The organism is Micromonospora sp. NPDC023644, assembly GCF_040640115.1.
Taxonomy (GTDB): Bacteria; Actinomycetota; Actinomycetes; order Mycobacteriales; family Micromonosporaceae; genus Micromonospora.
In genome coordinates this window covers 16,073-33,487 of record NZ_JBFABA010000023.1, presented here as the reverse complement: position 1 = coordinate 33,487, position 17,415 = coordinate 16,073, and the positions used below count along the sequence as shown (strand labels likewise).

Annotated in this window: 16 protein-coding genes; 9 read left to right on the top strand and 7 right to left on the bottom strand. The window is 74.0% G+C overall.

The genetic code is table 11. The annotated features are described in order from the left end of the window. The first annotated feature begins 76 nt into the window (after nucleotides 1–76). Complete coding sequence (locus AB0G08_RS18085; RefSeq protein ID WP_358088934.1) at nucleotides 77–487, top strand: hypothetical protein; 411 nt, start codon at nucleotides 77–79, stop codon at nucleotides 485–487. Between the two features lie 123 nt (nucleotides 488–610). Here the strand turns inward: AB0G08_RS18085 and AB0G08_RS18080 are convergent, their stop codons facing one another. Together AB0G08_RS18080 and AB0G08_RS18075 are read right to left on the bottom strand one after the other, a co-directional pair. Then, nucleotides 611–1,822: a hypothetical protein gene (locus tag AB0G08_RS18080; RefSeq protein ID WP_358088931.1), complete on the bottom strand. Its 1,212-nt coding sequence runs from the start codon at nucleotides 1,820–1,822 to the stop codon at nucleotides 611–613. Then, nucleotides 1,819–2,910 (bottom strand): ThiF family adenylyltransferase, encoded by a 1,092-nt coding sequence (locus AB0G08_RS18075; RefSeq protein WP_358088928.1) that lies wholly within the window; start codon nucleotides 2,908–2,910, stop codon nucleotides 1,819–1,821. Before AB0G08_RS18075 ends, AB0G08_RS18080 begins: the two co-directional genes overlap by 4 nt. 1,140 nt (nucleotides 2,911–4,050) lie before the next feature. Between AB0G08_RS18075 and AB0G08_RS18070 the strand changes: the two genes are divergently transcribed. The 3 genes from AB0G08_RS18070 to AB0G08_RS18060 all read left to right on the top strand — a co-directional run bounded on the left by AB0G08_RS18070 (nucleotide 4,051) and on the right by AB0G08_RS18060 (nucleotide 6,215). Beyond that, on the top strand, nucleotides 4,051–4,320 hold the full coding sequence (locus AB0G08_RS18070; protein ID WP_358088926.1) for a hypothetical protein: 270 nt from the start codon (nucleotides 4,051–4,053) through the stop codon (nucleotides 4,318–4,320). After that, nucleotides 4,320–5,357, top strand: coding sequence for a hypothetical protein (locus tag AB0G08_RS18065; protein ID WP_358088923.1), 1,038 nt, complete (start codon nucleotides 4,320–4,322; stop codon nucleotides 5,355–5,357). Before AB0G08_RS18070 ends, AB0G08_RS18065 begins: the two co-directional genes overlap by 1 nt. Nucleotides 5,358–5,537: 180 nt before the next feature. Continuing rightward, nucleotides 5,538–6,215, top strand: a complete 678-nt coding sequence (locus AB0G08_RS18060; RefSeq protein WP_358088920.1) for a hypothetical protein — start codon at nucleotides 5,538–5,540, stop codon at nucleotides 6,213–6,215. 95 nt (nucleotides 6,216–6,310) lie between these two features. On the opposite strand, the gene AB0G08_RS18055 is transcribed toward AB0G08_RS18060, so the two are convergent. Beyond that, nucleotides 6,311–7,480 carry an acyl-CoA dehydrogenase family protein gene (locus tag AB0G08_RS18055; RefSeq protein ID WP_358088917.1) on the bottom strand — a complete coding sequence of 390 codons (1,170 nt, stop codon included), beginning with the start codon at nucleotides 7,478–7,480 and terminating at the stop codon, nucleotides 6,311–6,313. Between the two features lie 174 nt (nucleotides 7,481–7,654). On the opposite strand from AB0G08_RS18055, the gene AB0G08_RS18050 reads away from it, so the two are divergent. Beyond that, the gene (locus AB0G08_RS18050; RefSeq protein WP_358088914.1) at nucleotides 7,655–8,584 is read left to right on the top strand and encodes an LLM class F420-dependent oxidoreductase; all 930 of its coding nucleotides are present in this window, start codon (nucleotides 7,655–7,657) and stop codon (nucleotides 8,582–8,584) included. A gap of 21 nt (nucleotides 8,585–8,605) precedes the next feature. Here the strand turns inward: AB0G08_RS18050 and AB0G08_RS18045 are convergent, their stop codons facing one another. Next, nucleotides 8,606–8,821 (bottom strand): hypothetical protein, encoded by a 216-nt coding sequence (locus tag AB0G08_RS18045; RefSeq protein ID WP_358088912.1) that lies wholly within the window; start codon nucleotides 8,819–8,821, stop codon nucleotides 8,606–8,608. A gap of 75 nt (nucleotides 8,822–8,896) precedes the next feature. On the opposite strand from AB0G08_RS18045, the gene AB0G08_RS18040 reads away from it, so the two are divergent. Together AB0G08_RS18040 and AB0G08_RS18035 are read left to right on the top strand one after the other, a co-directional pair. Continuing rightward, nucleotides 8,897–9,463: a hypothetical protein gene (locus tag AB0G08_RS18040; protein WP_358088910.1), complete on the top strand. Its 567-nt coding sequence runs from the start codon at nucleotides 8,897–8,899 to the stop codon at nucleotides 9,461–9,463. After that, the gene (locus tag AB0G08_RS18035; protein ID WP_358088907.1) at nucleotides 9,460–10,719 is read left to right on the top strand and encodes an FAD-binding protein; all 1,260 of its coding nucleotides are present in this window, start codon (nucleotides 9,460–9,462) and stop codon (nucleotides 10,717–10,719) included. Before AB0G08_RS18040 ends, AB0G08_RS18035 begins: the two co-directional genes overlap by 4 nt. On the opposite strand, the gene AB0G08_RS18030 is transcribed toward AB0G08_RS18035, so the two are convergent. Beyond that, entirely contained in the window at nucleotides 10,716–11,864 is a 1,149-nt protein-coding gene (locus AB0G08_RS18030) for a site-2 protease family protein (protein ID WP_358088904.1), read from the bottom strand. The two genes, AB0G08_RS18035 and AB0G08_RS18030, sit on opposite strands and share 4 nt — an antisense overlap. Before the next feature lie 257 nt (nucleotides 11,865–12,121). On the opposite strand from AB0G08_RS18030, the gene AB0G08_RS18025 reads away from it, so the two are divergent. Beyond that, nucleotides 12,122–13,255, top strand: a complete 1,134-nt coding sequence (locus tag AB0G08_RS18025; RefSeq protein WP_358088901.1) for a DUF3103 family protein — start codon at nucleotides 12,122–12,124, stop codon at nucleotides 13,253–13,255. Nucleotides 13,256–13,334: 79 nt separating this feature from the next. On the opposite strand, the gene AB0G08_RS18020 is transcribed toward AB0G08_RS18025, so the two are convergent. Continuing rightward, nucleotides 13,335–14,084 (bottom strand): hypothetical protein, encoded by a 750-nt coding sequence (locus AB0G08_RS18020; RefSeq protein WP_358088898.1) that lies wholly within the window; start codon nucleotides 14,082–14,084, stop codon nucleotides 13,335–13,337. A 288-nt stretch (nucleotides 14,085–14,372) separates the two neighbouring features. Between AB0G08_RS18020 and AB0G08_RS18015 the strand changes: the two genes are divergently transcribed. Next, nucleotides 14,373–16,463: a prolyl oligopeptidase family serine peptidase gene (locus AB0G08_RS18015; RefSeq protein ID WP_358088895.1), complete on the top strand. Its 2,091-nt coding sequence runs from the start codon at nucleotides 14,373–14,375 to the stop codon at nucleotides 16,461–16,463. A 21-nt stretch (nucleotides 16,464–16,484) separates the two neighbouring features. Here the strand turns inward: AB0G08_RS18015 and AB0G08_RS18010 are convergent, their stop codons facing one another. Beyond that, a complete protein-coding gene (locus AB0G08_RS18010) occupies nucleotides 16,485–17,378 on the bottom strand; it encodes a L,D-transpeptidase (protein ID WP_358088892.1) in 894 nt (297 codons plus the stop codon). Nucleotides 17,379–17,415 lie beyond the last annotated feature (37 nt).

Genomic DNA, 17,415 nt, shown 5'->3' with positions numbered 1-17,415 from the left:
CTCGCTCAGCTTGCGGGCGTGATGGACGAGGTGGGCTGACCGAGAGGCGCCACCGTTCGGCGGAAGGAATCAGACGGTGACCGCAGACGACGCCGGACGGGCGGCCCGTGACGAGGCCGCCCGAGCCGAGTACCAACGGCTTCGGGAGCGTGGGGAGGCGTGGCGTCTGATGCGCACCGTCGATGGGGAGCTGGCCCTCTACCGGCCGGAGGAGGTCGGCTTCGTCGGGGGCGGACCAGGCGTCATGGTGCGTACCGTGGGCGGGCTGCGAGTCCTCGCCGTCGTGTTCACCGCGTTCACCGTGGTCTTGGTGCTGGCGTTGCCCATCTCGTGGGCGCAAGGCCGGCCCTTCTGGGGAGCCATCCCGCTGGCGCTGGTGTCCGCTGCGTTCACCTGGTACGCCGTGGCCATCATCCGCAAGGAGAAGCGGGCGCACGAGATGCGGCGCCAGCGCGGCGTTGCGGCCCCGGCCCGCTACCCGTACTGAGGCGGTCGAGGCATCCACACCCGGTCAGCCCGGACCTCGATGCTCCGCCCCGAACCGCTGCCCCAAAGATCCGGGTGAGATCACCCGCCACCCTGCGCCGATGCGTCAAGACGAGTACGACAACTAGGCGTCCGTGGCGGCGGCGCGGCGCCGCACCGCCGTCCGAAGGAGCCGTAGGCCGCTGCGGGCCGCGCCCCCGAGGGCGAGCGAGGCGGGCAGGAAGACGAACACCAGCGCCGCCACGCCGGACCAGCCCGCCAGGGTGGTCAGGCCGGGGTCGCGGATTGCGCCCGTGGCCATTCCGAGAATGCGCAACGTGCCGGGTATCCCGAAATACGCGAGGTATCCGAGCGCGTAGACCAGGCCGGGCACGTAGAGACAAACGAACACCTTCGCCCACCGCAGTTCGCGTGCGGTGGCATGGGCCAACGTATCGCCGTCCGCCGCGGTCTCCCGGCGTAGCCAGCGGCGTAGCAGCGCCCCTTTCAGCACCCACAGGTTCCGGCTGCTCGTGGCGGTGGTGAACAGTGCGTACAGGTCGGTGCGCATGAATATCCAGGTCTGGATGAGAATTCCGCTGATCTGCACGAGCACGAGCGTGCGGAGGATCTGCACGATGCCGGGGTCGAGCCTCGCCGCGAGGAACTCCTGCGCGATCAGGAACGCCCCCAGGGTCGCGGCGTCCAGCGCCATTCCGGCCAGCAGCGGCCCGAAGCGACGGCGGCGCGGCACGCTCCACAGCCGGGTCAGGTCAGCCTGGAACACCACGAAGTAGAGCCGCCGGGTGACCGAGAGCGAACTGCGCAGGCCGAGGCGGGCTGCGGCGGCGACGTGGCCGGCCTCGTGGACGAGTATGCAGACGACGGTGAGCAGCGAGACGAGCAGCAGGCTGGACAGCGCCGACCGGGTGGGTACCAGGTCGGTGTAGTGGGGTCGCAGTTCCGGGCGGGCGATGAGCAGCAGCACGGCGGCGATGGCCAGCGCCGCGTGGACGGCCCAGGCGACGGGGTGGAAGAGAACCCGGCCGACGAGCCGCCAGCCGGCTGCGGCCGACCCGGCGGTGTCGGTTTCGTCGTCGTCCCCGACCGTGGGCAGCAGGCCGTGCTCGACCAGCGTGTCGACGAAGTCGGCCACGTCTACCGGCTCGCCGACGAGTTCCTCGGCGCGGGCGGCGCACCGCTCGATGCTCTCGCCCGCCTGCAACCAGCCGATGATCGTCGCGCCGATCTCGGGCACGGCGAGGTACTCCGCCGTGTGCAGGCTGCCGACTATGTGGACGTCGCCGTCGGGCACCACGGTCAGCGTGGCGAAGCGCTCGGCGGTGGGCGCGGTCACCGGTCGCCGCCCGAGGCCTTGTCGCACAGCGTGCAGTCGGGGTGCCGTTCCCAGCCCGTCGCGTCGGCACGCATGCGGTCGCCGATGTCGATGCTCCGGTAGGTCGCGGCGGCGGCCGGCTCCTCCGTCCGGGCGAGGTAGCGCTGCGCCTCGAGGGCGATGAACCCGGACAGCAGTTGCGCCACCGGCCCGGTGCCGCGGTTCACCGGGTCGGCCTCCAGCAGCAGCCCGCTGCGAACCCACTCGTCGCGGCCGCGCAGGTCGTCGTCGCGGTGCAGCTCCAGGCAGAGACGGCAGGGCGTACGCCCGGGCTCGACGGACCAGTAGAACAGGCTGGAGAGCCTGAAGCCTCCGGTGACGAACGGTACGCCGAGGTCGAAGCACGCCTCGTTGGTCATGAGCTGGATGCCGGCGGGCTGGTCGGCGGCGAGCACGACGAGGTCCACGTCGGCACCGAGCGTGCGGATCGTCGCGGCGTCCGTGACCTCCTTCTCGACGGCCTCGACGACCGTCCGTGGCGAGTAGCGCCGGGCCCAGGCCGCGGCCGCAGCCGCCTTGGGCTGACCGACCTCGCCCGCACCGTAGACGAACTGGCGGGCCAGGTTCTTGGGTTCGACCGTGTCGAAGTCCACGATGCGCACCCGCCCCACCCCCAGCCCCAGCAACGACTGGAGGACCCCGCTGCCGAGGCCACCCGCGCCGAGGACGAGCACGGCGGAGTTGGCGAGACGGCGATGCAGCTCGCCGCTGGATGTGCCGAGGTCGGTGAAGAGGTCGTAGAAGCGCAGGTTGCTCTCGTGCCAGCGCAGCGTCTCCGTGTCGGGGTCCCCGTCGGCGTTCTCCAGCAGGCGCAGGTCGTCCAGTGCGGCGATGGCGTGGTGCACGTCCTCGGCGGTGCTCAGATGACCGAGGCGGGCGAGTTCCGCCGGCAGCTCGACCGCGTCGTGGGCGCCCCGCGCCAGAAGTTCGACCAGCGCCCGCACGTTGCCGCCCGGATCGTCGAGGTGGATCCGCTCGGTCGGCCGCCGGTAGATGACGACCGTGTCGTCGGTGGTGAGTGTGTTCAGGGACTTCAGTCTGGGGCGCATGCCGGTCGTGATCCTTCCTCGACGGTCGGGTGGGGAGGGCAGTGGCCCGGTCCGTTGGGACGGACCGGGCCACTGCGGCAGTCGTCAGAGGGCGCCATCCCCCGCGTCGGGGTCCGGGTGCGGGCGGGTCGCCTCGATGCGCTCGACCTTGATCACCTTGATCTTCATTTCTGTTCACCTCCACTCTTTTTCTCGCATCGGTTCCACGGTGCTCTGAATGCTGTTATCGAGCCGCCGTGACGTGCCGAAAGGATCCACCGGTCAATGGCTTCCGCGCAACAATTTGTTCAACGTGCGTTAAAGTCAAGAGAAGAACCGGCAATCGATGTAGACCATTTGATTGATTTGGGTTCATGTGAAGAGAAGAGTCGGCAGTCGATTTCGTCGAGTGCCGGGTCCGGGTTCTTGGCCAGCCAGAACGCTGCCGAAGATTCGTCGCGCGGCCGCCCACGACAGCGGCGAAGGGCGCCGGCAGCCGGCCCGGACGGGGCGGCACCCCCGACCGGTCCTCGGTAACGCGCTCGGCCATGGCCAGTGGCGTACCTCCCGGCAACCCCGTGGATCCGGGGTCGCTACGCCCCACCACCCGAAGGCGCCGCTCAGCCCGGAGGAGGTCGTCGCCAGGGCGGCTTCGGCACAGTTCCGGCCGGAGCACAGTCACCTGCCGGACACTCCGGCCGTCCGATGACGGACAGGACGCGGAACGCCTCCGCGGCGCACTGTTGTAGCAGGTCAGAGGCGTGAGGATGGCGGGCCACAACCCATTCCTAGGGCCCGGCGGGGACAGCATCGTCCCCGCCGACACCGCCATCACCGAGCCCGACCCCGCGACGGCCGCGGCGTAGCGCAGCGCCGGCCGCCCACGCACCGCGAGGTCGCACTCCGGCAGCCACCGCCCCGGGTGCCCGGGCGGAAGCCGCCTCACCGACACCGACACCGAGGTCCCCATCCCGGCACCCACCCGGAGCCGCGCGGCAACGTCGAGACAGCGCGGCCGGCGAGCCGTACCCATGACCCGTCCCGGGCCCACGCCGTCGCGTGCCCGGCGACCCGGTCGTCGCCCCGACCCCATCCTCCCCAACCGGATCCGGCCGTGGTCACGAGCCGGGGTCCGGTCACCGAGCACGAGAGGAGCCGGCAATGGCCGTTCCCACCGCCACCGCCTCCCTGAACGCCTCCACCTACTCACCCGGCGACCAGATGATCCTGACGGTCACCTACGGCGACGCCGACACCAAGCCGGTGACCGTCACGATCGTGGTGACCGACGCGCAGGGCAACAGCAGCGCGCCGGTCAAGGTCACCGCCGTCATCGACCCGCTCACCCTCGCCGTCACCGACGACTCCGGCCGCACCTGGACCAGGGCGTCGGACAACGGCTCGGTGGCCGTCTACCGGGCGGTGGCGTGATGCCCCGGGTCACCGTCACGGTGCGCGACAACGGCGGGCGCACCGCCACCGCCACCGCCGACTACACGATCGCGCCGCCGGTGCTGGGCGGCTACTACCTCTCCGGCGGCGCCGACCCGACGGCCGACATGGCCGGCGGCAACTTCCGTTCGCTGACCCAGTACCGCAGCTTCGCCGACGGCTACACCTTCCCCGGCTACCAACGGCCGTGGCTGATCACCCTCGGCAGGGCCGGGGTGCAGATGAACATGGTGCTGGAGCTGAAGCACTACGGCGCGCCCAACGCCGGGCCGCAGACCTTCACCGTGGACGGCGTCACCTACACCGTCCCGGCGCCCGCGATGACCATCCAGCAGCGCCCGGGCACGACCTGGCCCCGGGCGTACGGCTACAGCCAGGTCCTGGCCGGGCACTGCGACGGGCTGTTCGCCCGCGCCCTGTCCCAGTACCGGACCCTGGGCTTCGGGGTGAACATCCAGCTCGCCTCCGAGCTGGACACCGACCACGAGTTCGGCACCACCGAGTCCGGCGTCAGCTACCCGTGGGCGCAGTCGGACGCCCGTGCCGTGCAGGCGACGACGTACATCGTGGACTGGTTCAAGGCGCGCCAGCTGCCCGCCGGCACGACGTTCTCGGTCGGGGTGGGCGGCTTCGACCGGGCCTGCTTCCAGCGCACCCACCCGGAGGCGCTGATGGCCAAGCTCGACTTCCTCCAGTGGAACGCCTACGCCACCAGCCCCACCCACACGGCGCTGGCCCGGTTCCGCCGGACCAAGGACTGGGCGGTGGCCGACCTCGGCCCCGTCGCACTCTCCCGGCCGGTGATCATCGCCGAGTGGGGCGTACGGGTGGCGGAAGTGCCGGACCAGGCGGCCTGGATCGCCACCGTGCCGGCGGCCATCGCCCAGCTCAACGCCGAGCGGGGACCGCGGATCGCGCGGACCAACTACTTCAACTCCGGCTGGGGCACCCTGTCGCCGAAGTCGACGGGGCTGGCCGCGCTGAGGGCGGCCTACGCCACCCGGCCGTACGTGTGACCAGCCGGCCGGAGATCCGCCAGGAGGACCGGGGGAGCCGGTGGCGGACGGATAGACGTCGATCATGAAGTCCATCGATGGTGGTATAGGATCCGCCGGATCGTGCGCAGGCGCGCTCGTGCACCACCCCGGCGCGATGTCCGCCGGGCCCAGCTGCGCCAGGACAGCCATGGAGATCATGTGAAGTTCGGTCGTCTCGCCCCTGCGTTGGCCGCTCTCGTGCTCGTGGCCGGCGCCGCGTTCGCCCCGGCCAGCGCCGCGCAGGCGCATCCGGATGCGGACAGGGTCAACGTCTACCCGCCGATCCAGGGTTCGTCCACCTGGGACCGGTTCGGTCTCTCCGGGCCGGCCTCACACCACATCGTCTTCGGTCACTGGGGCTACCCGAACGACTGGGCCGTCGACATCTACCGCGGTCCGGGCGCCACGATCGTCTCGCCGTTCGGTACCAAGACAGCCTCCGGGCACCCGGTCGCCGTCAAGGTGGTCACCGTCCAGCCGGGCTGCGCGACCCGCAACCTCGCCGACGGCGGCTACCGCATCGGGCTCGAGGCCCGGGACACCACGACCGGGCAGATCCTCGGCCGGGCGGACGTGATGCACGTGAACAACAAGCCCAGTGGCATCGTCGTCGGCGCCTCGGTCGGTCCGTGGACCAGGCTCGGCGAGACGGGCCGCTTCCGCTGGTCCAGTTGCTACCAGGTCAACGGCGACAGCGGGGTCCACATCCACCTCGAAGTGATCAACCAGCATCGCTACTCGTGCTACGTGCACCGCGGTGCGAACACCGCCCTGACCGACCTGACCGTGGTGGGCAAGGTCGGCGTGCACCACACGGGGCAGCGGCAGCGCTGCTGACCCGTCGACAGACGGCGGACGGGTGCCCCGGCTCCTTCTCGGAAGCCGGGAGACCCGTCCGGGTGCCGAGCGCCCGCGTGTCGCCTCACCCGGCGTCAGTAGGCCAGCTCCACCGGCCGGCCGAGCACCCGCGCGCCGTTGTTGGCCAGCCAGCCCTCGGCCGCCGCCGCGTGCTGGCTGAACGTGTGGATGTCGCGGAACCGACGCTGGAGCGGGGACGAGTCCCGGGCCGCCCCGCCGCCGGCCGCCCGGTAGCAGGTGTCGACCGCGGCGGCGGCGCGCTCCGTCACCCAGGGCAGCGCGGCGGAGACCCGCGGGTGCAGCGCGGGAATCGCCGCCGGGTCGGTGGCGCAGGCCGCCCAGAGGTCGTCGGCCAGGTCCCGCAGCAGCGCCCGGGCCGCCCGTACGTCCAGGTCGGCGCGGCCGAGCTGGAGGCGGAAGGCCGGCGAGTCGGCGAGCGACTGCCGGGCGTAGAGCCGCTGTCGGCCGCCCTCGAGCAGCGTGACCATGTCGTCCAGCGCGCCCTGCGCGATGCCGACCGCCACCGCGCCGAGGTGCAGGACGAAGTGGACCAGCGGCGCCACGAAGCCCGGCCCCGGCACGCAGGGCACGCCGGTGAACAGGTCGAAGCTCTCCTCCGCGGGGCAGAAGGCGTCCGCCACCTCGACGTCGTGGCTGCCGGTGCCGCGCAGGCCGAGCACGTGCCAGGTGTCGTGCACGGTGACCCGGGAGGCCGGGAAGAGCATGGAGCGCACCGCCGGCGGTGCCCCCGCCGGCCCGGGCAGCGGCTCGCCGCCCTCGGTCAGCACGCAGTTGCCGAAGATCCAGTCGGCGTGCCGGGAGCCGCTGGCGAACGCCCACCGCCCGGTGACCCGGAAGCCGCCGTCGACCGGCTCGGCGCGCCCCTGCGGGGCGAACCCGCCCCCGACCACCACGTCCGGCCCGTCGGCGTAGACCTTGTCGAACCGGTCGCGGGAGAGCATCGCCACCAGGTGCGGCGTCTCGGCGCCGATCATCACCGTCCACCCGGTCGAGCCGTCGGCCCGGGCCAGCGCCTCCAGCACGCGCAGCCCGGTGCGCAGGTCCGCCTCGTAGCCGCCGTGGCTGCGGGGGACGAACATCCGGAAGCAGCCGGCCGCCCGCAGCGAGTCGAGCAGGTCGGCGGGGAGCCCCCGGGCCGCCTCGATCTCCCCGGCCCGGCGGGACACCTCCGGGAGCAGCGCGTCCACCGCCCCTTTCAGCCGGTCCCGGTGCTGGTCCTCCATGGGTTCCTCCTCGCGTCGTCGCTCGGCCTCCACTCTGGACCGCCCGACGGGGCGGGGCCAGGGACGCCGCTATCGGATGCCCGCCACTTCGGGCGGCGGGCACCCGCCCGGCGTCGCCGCCCGGGGAAGGGCCGGATCGGCGCGCCGGCCCGGCCGGCTCCCTATGCTCGGAGCATGGAACTGCGGATCTTCACCGAACCCCAGCAGGGCGCGACGTACGACGACCTGCTCGCCGTGGCCCGCTGCGCGGAGGAGGCCGGCTACGGCGCCTTCTTCCGTTCCGACCACTACCTGAAGATGGGCGCGGTGAGCGGCGACCCCGGGCCGACGGACGCGTGGACGACCCTCGCCGGCCTGGCCCGGGACACCCGGCGGATCCGGCTGGGCACGCTGATGACCGCCGCCACCTTCCGGCTGCCCGGCCCGCTGGCGATCACCGTCGCGCAGGTCGACCAGATGAGCGGCGGCCGGGTCGAGCTGGGCATCGGCACCGGCTGGTACGCCGAGGAGCACACCGCGTACGGGATCCCCTTCCCGTCGCTGGGGGAGCGCTTCGACCGGCTGGAGGAGCAGCTCGCGGTCGTCACGGGGCTCTGGGCGACGCCGCCGGGCGGGACGTTCGACTTCGCCGGGAGGTACTACCCGGTCAGCGACTCGCCGGCGCTGCCGAAGCCGGTGCAGGACCCGCGCCCGCCGATCCTGCTCGGCGGCATGGGCCCGAAGCGCACGCCCCGCCTGGCCGCCCGGTACGCCGACGAGTTCAACCTGCCGTTCGCCTCGGTCGAGGACTCCGCCGCCCAGTTCGCGCGGGTCCGGGCCGCCTGCGCGGAGGCCGGTCGGGACGCGGGCGAGCTGCGCTGGTCCAACGCCCTGGTGCTCTGCTGCGGGCGGGACGACGCCGAGGTGGCCCGGCGGGCCGCCGCGATCGGCCGGGAACCGGACGAGCTGCGCGAGAACGGCCTCGCGGGCACCCCCGCAGAGGTGGTCGACAAGATCGGCCGGTACGCCGAGATCGGCAGCGAGCGGCTCTACCTCCAGGTGCTCGACCTGGCGGACCTCGACCACCTGGAGCTGGTCGCGGCCGAGGTGAAGCCCCAGCTCTGAGCCGGCGGGCCGGAGCGGGCGTCAGGCGCGGGGGCCGACGGCGCCCACCCGGGGCGCCGGCCCCGGGTGGGGCACCGGGCGCGGCGCGGGCGGGGGCGCCGGCGTCGGCCGGGGGCCGGGCGTGGTGCCCGCCGGATACGCCCCGCCCGACGGCGCCGGTCCGGTGCCGGTCGGGTCGGTCACCTGGCCCGAGGGAAACACATCGGCCAGCGGGGCGGGATCGCGGTAGCTGCTCATCGGCGTAGGGTTCCCCGACGACGGCGGGGTAACCGTGCCCGATCGACCGGTTTCCGCCCCGCCGGCGGTCGTCGGATGATGCCTCCCGACGACCACGGTGTCGAACGGGGGTACGACGTGGAACTGCACCGCAACCGGGGGGCGTTGGTGCTGCCCCTGGCCTGCGTGGTCGGCGGCGGGGTGCTGCTGGCGCTGCCGGGTGAGCACGCGCTGCTGCGCCGGCTGGTCGCCGTCGGGGCCGTGCTGCTGGGCGGGGGCGTGCTGGTCGGCCTGCTGCGCCCGTTCCGGTTCGTCATCGACGCCGACGGCCTGACCGTCCGCCGCCCCGGGCTGCGCCGCACGATCGCGTGGGCGGAGGTCGCGGCGCTGGCGCTGACCCGGCCGCCGGCCCGGGACGGACTGTCGTCGACGCCGCGCCTGCTGCTCGTGCCCGCGCCGGGCGCGCTGGCCGACCTGCCGACCGACGCGCGCCACCCGGTCGACGGCCGGGCCGCGGTGGAGCTGCTGGACCTGGCGCGGGTCCGGGAGAAGTCCGCCGAGGTGGCGGCGGCGCTGACCCGGCACGTTGGGGACCGCTTCGTCGACGCGCTCGGCGGGGCCCCGGCCGGCGAGCGGTCCGCCGACCGCCACCGCACCCCGTGAGCGCCGCCGGGGCCGGGCCACGGCGCAACTGGGCGGGCAACGTCCACTACGCCGCCCGCCGCCACCACCGTCCCTCCTCCCTCGACGAGCTGCGCCGGCTGGTGGCGGGCAGCGACCGCCTGCGGGTGGTGGGCACCGGACACTCGTTCAACCGCCTCGGCGACACCACCGGCGACCTGGTCTCGCTGGCCGGGCTGCCCGCGACCGTCGCGCTCGACCCGGACCGCGCGACCGTCACCGTGCCGGCCGCCATGCGGTACGGGGACCTCGCGGCCTGGCTGCACGCGCGCGGGTACGCCCTGGCCAACCTCGCCTCGCTGCCGCACATCTCGGTCGCCGGGGCGGTCGCCACCGGCACCCACGGCTCGGGGGAGACGATCGGCAACCTGGCTAGCGCGGTCGCCGGGCTGGAGCTGGTCACGGCCGGCGGCGACCTGCTGACCGTGGACCGGGCGGCCGACGGGGACACCTTCGCCGGCATGGTCGTCGCGCTGGGCGCGCTGGGCGTCGTCACCCGGGTCACCCTGGACGTGGTGCCGACCTTCGAGATCCGTCAGCACGTCCGCCTCGGCCTGTCCCGCGCGGCGCTGGACGCGGCGTTCGCCTCGGCGTACAGCGTCAGCGTCTTCACCGACTGGCGGTCGCCGCGGCTGCGGGAGGTGTGGGTCAAGCAGCGTGCGGACGCGGCCCCGCTCCCGGCGGACTGGCTCGGCACCACGGCGGCCGACGCGCCACGGCATCCGGTGCCGGGCATGCCCGCGCGGAACTGCACCCCGCAGCTCGGCGAACCGGGCCCCTGGCACGAGCGGCTGCCGCACTTCCGGCTCGGGTTCACCCCCAGCAGCGGGGAGGAGTTGCAGTCGGAGTACCACGTGCCGCGCGGCGCGGCGGCGGCGGCGCTGGCCGCGCTGGACCCGGTGGCGCACCTGATCGCGCCGGTGCTCCAGGTCTGCGAGCTGCGTGCGGTGGCCGCCGACGGGCTGTGGCTCAGCCCGAACCACGAGCGGGACAGCCTCGCCATCCACTTCACCTGGACCGCGGACGCGGCGGCGGTGCTGCCGGTGGTGGCGGCCGTGGAGGAGCGGCTCGCGCCGTTCGCGCCGCGCCCGCACTGGGGGAAGGTCTTCGGCCTCGACCCGGCGGTCCTCGCCGCGGCCTGGCCCCGGTACGCCGACTTCCTCGACCTGGCGCGCCGGCTCGACCCGGCCGGCACGTTCCGCACCGACCTGCTCGACCACTACCTTCCGCGCGACTAGCGGCCGGGCCGGCTGTCGGCCAGCTGCTCGCGGAGGCTGCCGCGCTGCACCGCCCGGCTGATGTCACTCGGCGAGACGATCCCGACGAGCCGGCCGTCGGTCACCACCAGCGCCCGCCCGTCGGCGCACTCGCTGAGCCGGGGGAGCAGCTCGTTCAGCGGCTCCTCCGGCCGGGCGAGGACCAGCTCGTCGGCACGGCAGGCCACCTCGGCCAGCGTGGTGGCGGCCCGGCGGCCCGCCGGGATGCCGCGCACCCGGTCGAGGGTGACCAGGCCGACGGGCCGGTCGTCCTCGGTCAGCGGCAGCGCCGTGTGCCGGTACGCGAAGAGGTAGTGGTCCACGAAGTCGCCCACCGTCATCTGCCCCGACGCGGTCTGCGGCTGAGGCGTCATCACGTCGGCCACCCGGACGCCCTCCAGCGCGCTGCCCATCCGGGCCTGCCGCTCCTCCATGCCGGCGGCGCCGATCAGGAACCAGCCGATCAGGGCCAGCCACAGCCCGCCGAAGCCGACGCCGGCCAGGAACTGCCAGAGCCCCAGGCCGATCAGCACGGCGCCGAGCACCCAGCCGGCCCGGGCGGCGACGACCGACGCCCTCGTCCGGTCGCCGGTGGCCTTCCAGACGGCCGCGCGCAGCAACCGCCCGCCGTCGAGCGGGGCGGCCGGCAGCGCGTTGAAGACCGCCAGCAGCACGTTGATGCCGGCCAGCCAGGCCAGCGAGCCGATCAGCAGCCCCTCCACCCCGGCCAGGGCGAGCACCACCGCGATCGCGCCGAAGAAGAGCCCGATCAGCAGGCTCACCAGCGGGCCGACGCCGGCGATGCGCAGCTCCGCGCCGGGGTCGCGCGCCTCGCCGCGCAGCTCGGCCACCCCGCCGAAGAGCCAGAGGGTGATCCCGCCGACCTCCAGCCCGTTGCGCTTGGCGACGATCGCGTGCGAGACCTCGTGGGCGAGCAGGCCGAGGAAGAAGACCACCGCCGCAGCGAGCCCCGCCAGGACGTACGCGGCGACGGGCCGGTCCGGGTAGGCCCGGGGGAACTGGTTGGCCGCCAGCCCCCAGGCGATCAGCGCGAAGATGACCAGGACGCTCCAGTTGACCCCGACCGGTACGCCCGCTATCCGGCCGAGCCGGAAACTCGCCCTCATGTTCGGGTACTACCCGCGACGGTCGCGCCCATGCCAACGCGGCTCACCGGGCATGTCGGTTCGACGCCACGTCGACACCGAGCCCCGCCCGGCGAGTGCTCGCGGGGGCCCGGACGGCGGTGGGCGCGGGCTCGCGGTGGCGCCGCCGTCACGGCGACGTTGACGGCTCCCCGACGGACGTATACCTATGTAGTTACAGTCGTCAATCTCTTGGTCGCCGCCACGAGCTGGCGGCCGGGAGACGCAGAGGAGTCCATGTGAACCGACGTACCTTCCGCCGCGCCGTCCTGTCGCTCGGCCTCGCGACCACCACCCTGGTCGCGGCGGTCGCCACCCCGGCGTACGCCCGGCCCGACCACCGCGCACCGGCCCCGGCGGTCGCCAGCCCGGTGTTCGCCATCACCGACGGCGTGGCCCGTCAGGTTGCCCTCACCGGTCGGTCCGAGCTGACCCGGTTGGGCGTCTCCGCCGCGAGTGGCCCGGTCGACCTGCTCGCCGCCGGCGTCGACGCCCGGCTCGCCGGCCAACTCCGCGCCGCCAACCAGCGGCTGCTGGTCGCCAAGGGCCTGCCGGTCGGCACCGGTTCGCTGCTGCGGTTGCGGCTGGCCCACCCGGACATGCGCGCGGCGCTGGCCCGCGGCGAGGCGCCGCTGGTGGCCGCCACCCCGCCCGACGACTCGGCGGCGAGCGTGAGGGCGTACGACCGCTCCGGCGCCACGGTGGTGCTGGACGCCGCGCGGGTGCCGCAGCGGCCGGTGCTCGTGGTCGACGTGGACACGGAGCGGGCGCTCACCGCGGGGCTGGCGTTGATGCGCCAGGAGTTGGGCGCGCGGGGTATCGGCCAGGCCGTCCCGGCGCGGCCCGCGCCCCGCGCCTCGGCCGACGGGGTGACCGCCTCGGCCGGTTACTGGGCCACGAAGGTGAACAGCATCCGGCTGAGCGACGACGAGGAGCCCTGGATCAAGGGCGATGCCGAGATCTACAACCTCGTGGCCGGGTTCGGGCTGGACGGGAAGGTCAAGGTCGACCTGGTGCAGATGCCGTACCTGGACCACGACGGGACCACGTACCACCCGAACCAGCTTCTGGTGCACTTCTCGTCGTACAAGTACAACCTGGCCGACGTGGTGATGATGGAGGACGACGGGGACACCAACTACTCGGCGCTGGTCAAGGCGATCGCCGGCGCGTTGCTGGTGATCGTGGACGGTGGCGCGTACACCCCGCTGGTCAACGCGATCCTCGACGCCATCCCCACCTCCTGGTACACCGACGACCCGGACTTCGTGGACGCCTGGTACACCCTGAGCACCGCCAGCAGCGGCCGGAAGGACGGCGCGGGCGCCAACGGCTGGATGGACGTCGCCCCGTACTGGGTCGAGCAGTTCTGACCGGACCGCCCGTGACGGGCGGCGGAGGCCCTGTGCGGGTGCGCCGGTCGGGGCACCCGCACAGGGGCCGCCGGCCCGGTCAGACGCCCGGGGGCGTGGGACCGGGGAAGTTGCGCTGCGGGCAGGTGTACGGGCGGGCGGGGTCGTAACGGTGCAGGGCGACCGCCGTCCCGCCCGGCGGGGTGGTCGTCACCGGCGCGGTGTCCGCGACCATCAACAGGCCGTGGACGCCGCTGTGGTTCGCGCGGTAGAGCGTGCAGCCCTGTGCGGTGCGGACCACCCCGGCCGTGGCGTGCTGCTGCCGGCTGCGCAGCCGGGTCGAGCTGTCGTACGGGTTGCTCTCCAGCAGGAAGAACAGCGTGTCGGGGGCGACGTCGACCCAGAACGCCTCGCCGGCCTTGAGGTGGATGTCCGAGACGCTGACCACCTGGGTGCTGCCCAGCGCGGCGAAGGCCAGATCCGGATCGGACGGGCCGGTCACCCCGTCGTTGGCCGGGTACGGCAGCGTCGTCGTCGTGTGGGACTGCCGCCACTGCGTGTGCGCGACGGCGGGTCCGTAGCTCGTGCTGGTGCGGGCCTCGTACGACGCCAGGGGCGACAGGTGCGAGTTGACGGCGACGAACTCCGCCCGGTTGAAGCCGTAGCCGTAACTGGAGGTCAGCCAGCCACCCCCCTGGCCGAAGAGGCTGATGTTGTAGTTCGAGGTCGAGTGGACGGCCGCTGCCGCCCAGGCGGGCCGGTCGGCGGTGACCAGGTGGTCGGTGCCGGTGGTGGACTGCAGCACGACGCCGTCGTCGAGGACGACCGCGGCGACGGCCGCCTGCGGCATCAGCGTGACCATGGCCGTGGCGGCGGCTGCGCTCGCGCCGAGGCGTCTGAGAAGGCGGGACGGGTGACGGGGCACGGTGCCTCCTGGGTGACGGGCGCCCCAGTCTGGCCTGTCGCCGCAAGGCCGGCCGCGCCGACGACGCGGAGGCGGCCCTTGGTGGCCCCGGGGCCCGGTACGCCGGCCGTCGCGGACCGGCCGGGAGCCGTCCTGGCGTCGCCTGCTGGAGGTGCGATCCGAATGCCGACACTGGGACCCGGATGCGCGCCTCCCGTCGGGCATAGTGGCGGGGTGGCGAGGGTGAGCGTGGAGAGCGACGACCCGTACCTCTGGCTGGAGGACCTCGACGGTGCGGACGCCGCCCGGTGGGTGCGCGACCGCAACGCGGAGACCGCCGCCGCGTTCACCGGTGGCGAGGCGTTCGCCGGCCTGCGGAGCGAGCTCCGGCGGGTGCTCGACGCCGACGACCGGATCGCCCTGCCGCGACGGCGCGGGGAGCACCTCTACGAGTTCTGGACCGACGCCGCGCATCCGCGTGGGCTCTGGCGCCGGACGACGATCGAGGAGTACCGCCGGCCCGAGCCGGAGTGGGACGTGCTGCTCGACCTGGACGCGCTGGCCGCGGCGGAGGGCGAGAACTGGGTCTGGGGCGGGGCGACCGTGCTGCGCCCCGGTCACGGGCGCTGCCTGGTCAGCCTGTCCCGGGGCGGCGGCGACGCAACCGTCGTGCGCGAGTTCGACCTCGGCCGCCGCGTCTTCGTCGAGGACGGCTTCACGCTGCCCGAGGCGAAGAGCGACGTCGGCTGGATCGACGCCGACCACATTTACGTCGCCACCGACTTCGGGCCCGGCTCGCTGACCTCCTCCGGGTATCCCCGCGTGGTCAGGCGGTGGCGGCGGGGCACGCCGCTGTCCGAGGCCGAGGTGGTCCAGGAGGGGCACGCCGACGACGTCGCCGCGTGGGCCTCGCACGACCCGACGCCCGGCTTCGAGCGCGACTTCGTGGGCCGCCGGCTGGACTTCTACCGCTCGGAGCGACACCTGCTGACGGGGACGGGCGAGCGGATCCTGATCGCCGTGCCGGAGGACGCCGAGTGGGACGTGCACCGCGAGTGGCTCCTGGTCCGGCTGCGGTCGCCGTGGCCGGTCGGCGGGGTGACCCATCCGGCGGGCGCCCTGCTGGTGACCCGGTTCGACGCGTTCCTCGCCGGCGAGCGGGAGATGACGGTGCTCTTCCGGCCCGACGACCGCACTTCGCTGAGCGGGCACTTCTGGACCCGCAACCACCTGATCCTGGCCACCCTCGTCGACGTGCGGAGCCGGCTCGAGGTCCTGACGCCCGACGGGGCGGGCTGGCGGCGGGAGCCGCTCCCGGGGGTGCCGGAGTTCGACCACAGCCGCGTCGTGGACACCGATCCGGACGACGGCGACTCCTACCTGCTCGTCTCGGAGGGGTTCCTCCAGCCGGCGACGCTGCGGCTCGGACAGGTCGGCGGCACGGTCGAGACGCTCAGGCGGGCGCCGGCGTCCTTCGGAGCGGACGGCCTGGCGGTACGCCAGTTCTTCGCCACCTCGGCCGACGGCACGCGGGTGCCGTACTTCGTGGTGGGGGACCCGGACGCGCCCGGCGGGCCGACGCTGCTCACCGGCTACGGCGGCTACGAGATCTCCCTGACGCCTTACCACAGCGGGATCATCGGCCGGGGCTGGCTGGCCCGGGGCGGCAGCTACGTGGTGGCGAACATCCGGGGCGGCGGGGAGTACGGCCCCCGGTGGCACCGCGCCGCGCTGCGGGAGAACCGGCCCCGGGCGTACGAGGACTTCGCCGCGGTGGCGGCCGACCTCGTGACGCGCGGCATCACCTCGCCGGAGCGGCTCGGCATCTTCGGCGGCAGCAACGGCGGCCTGCTGACGGGGGTGATGCTGACCCGTTACCCGTCGCTGTTCGGGGCGGTCGTCGCGCACGTGCCGGTGCTGGACATGCGGCGCTACCACCGGCTGCTGGCCGGTGCCTCGTGGATGGCCGAGTACGGCGACCCGGACGTGGCGGCCGACTGGGAGTTCCTGCGCCGGTACTCGCCGTACCACAACGTCCGCGACAATGCGGCGTACCCGCCGGTCCTGTTGGTCACCTCGACCCGCGACGACCGGGTCCACCCCGGGCACGCCCGCAAGATGGCGGCCCGGCTGCGCGAGCACGGCCACGAGGTCGCCTACCACGAGAACGTCGAGGGCGGGCACGGCGCGGCGGCGAACAACGAGCAGCGCGCCTTCGTCTGGGCGCTGACGCTGGAGTTCCTGTGGCGCACGCTCGGGCAGGCGCGCCCGTCCCTGCCGCGCCAGTTCCCGCTGGCCGCGGCGGACGAGCGGGTCGCCCCTTGAGCTGTGCGGTGCCGGGCGGCGTCAGGCAGTCGGGGGCGGGGCGGGCAGTTCGTCGACCACCACCACCTCGGTGCCGGGACGGAGCTCGGCCAGCAGCTCCCGCTGCCCGCTCTTGGTGAGCCGGATGCAGCCGTTGGTGGTGTTCCGGCCCAGCTCGCCGTCGTGGTACCAGCTGTGCACGCCGATGTGCGCGCCGCGCAGGCCCGCCGGCACCGAGTCCGGGTCGTCGGGCACCGACCCGAGGGCGAAGATGTCGACGCCCCCGTACACGCTCTCCGGCGGCGGGGTCCGGCCGAGGACGAAGGTCCGGCCCAGCGGGGTCTCCTGGCCGCGCTGGCCGAGGCTGACCTCCCAGCTGCGGACGGCCCGGCCGGCCCGGTACCAGGTGAGCCGGTGCGGCCTGCGTTCCACCACGAGCTGGTCGCGCAGCGCCACGGTGGTGTAGCCGCCGGGCGGCAGCCAGGCGAGCGTGCGGTTGGCCGACGGGAGCAGCACCGCCACCCAGCCGGCCCGCCGCTGGGCGATCGGCATGGTCAGCTCGACGCCGCTGATGGTGGGGTCGAGGAAGGCCAGCGGCCGGCCGCCGGGGGCGGTGTAGGCGGCGATCCGGCGGGTCGGGTGCAGGCCCTCGGTCAGCGGCCTGGTGTCCAGGGTGTCCGGATCGGCGGGGAAGCCGGTGGGCGCCGGGTCGTAGTCGACCACCGGCAGGTCGTCCGGCGCGGGCGCGGCGACGGGCACCCGCTCGGGCGTCGGGGCCGCGCTGGTCGGCGCGGGCGCTCCGACGACCGGCGGCGCGGGGGGCGCGGTCCGGGGGGTGAGCGCCCAGCCCGTCGCCCCGGCGGCCAGCAGGAGCAGGGGTACGCCGACGGCAGCCAGCACGCGGACGGGCCGCCGGTTCATCCGGTCAAAACGCACAAACAAACTGTAACGGGTGGAGAACGGCGAAACCCCG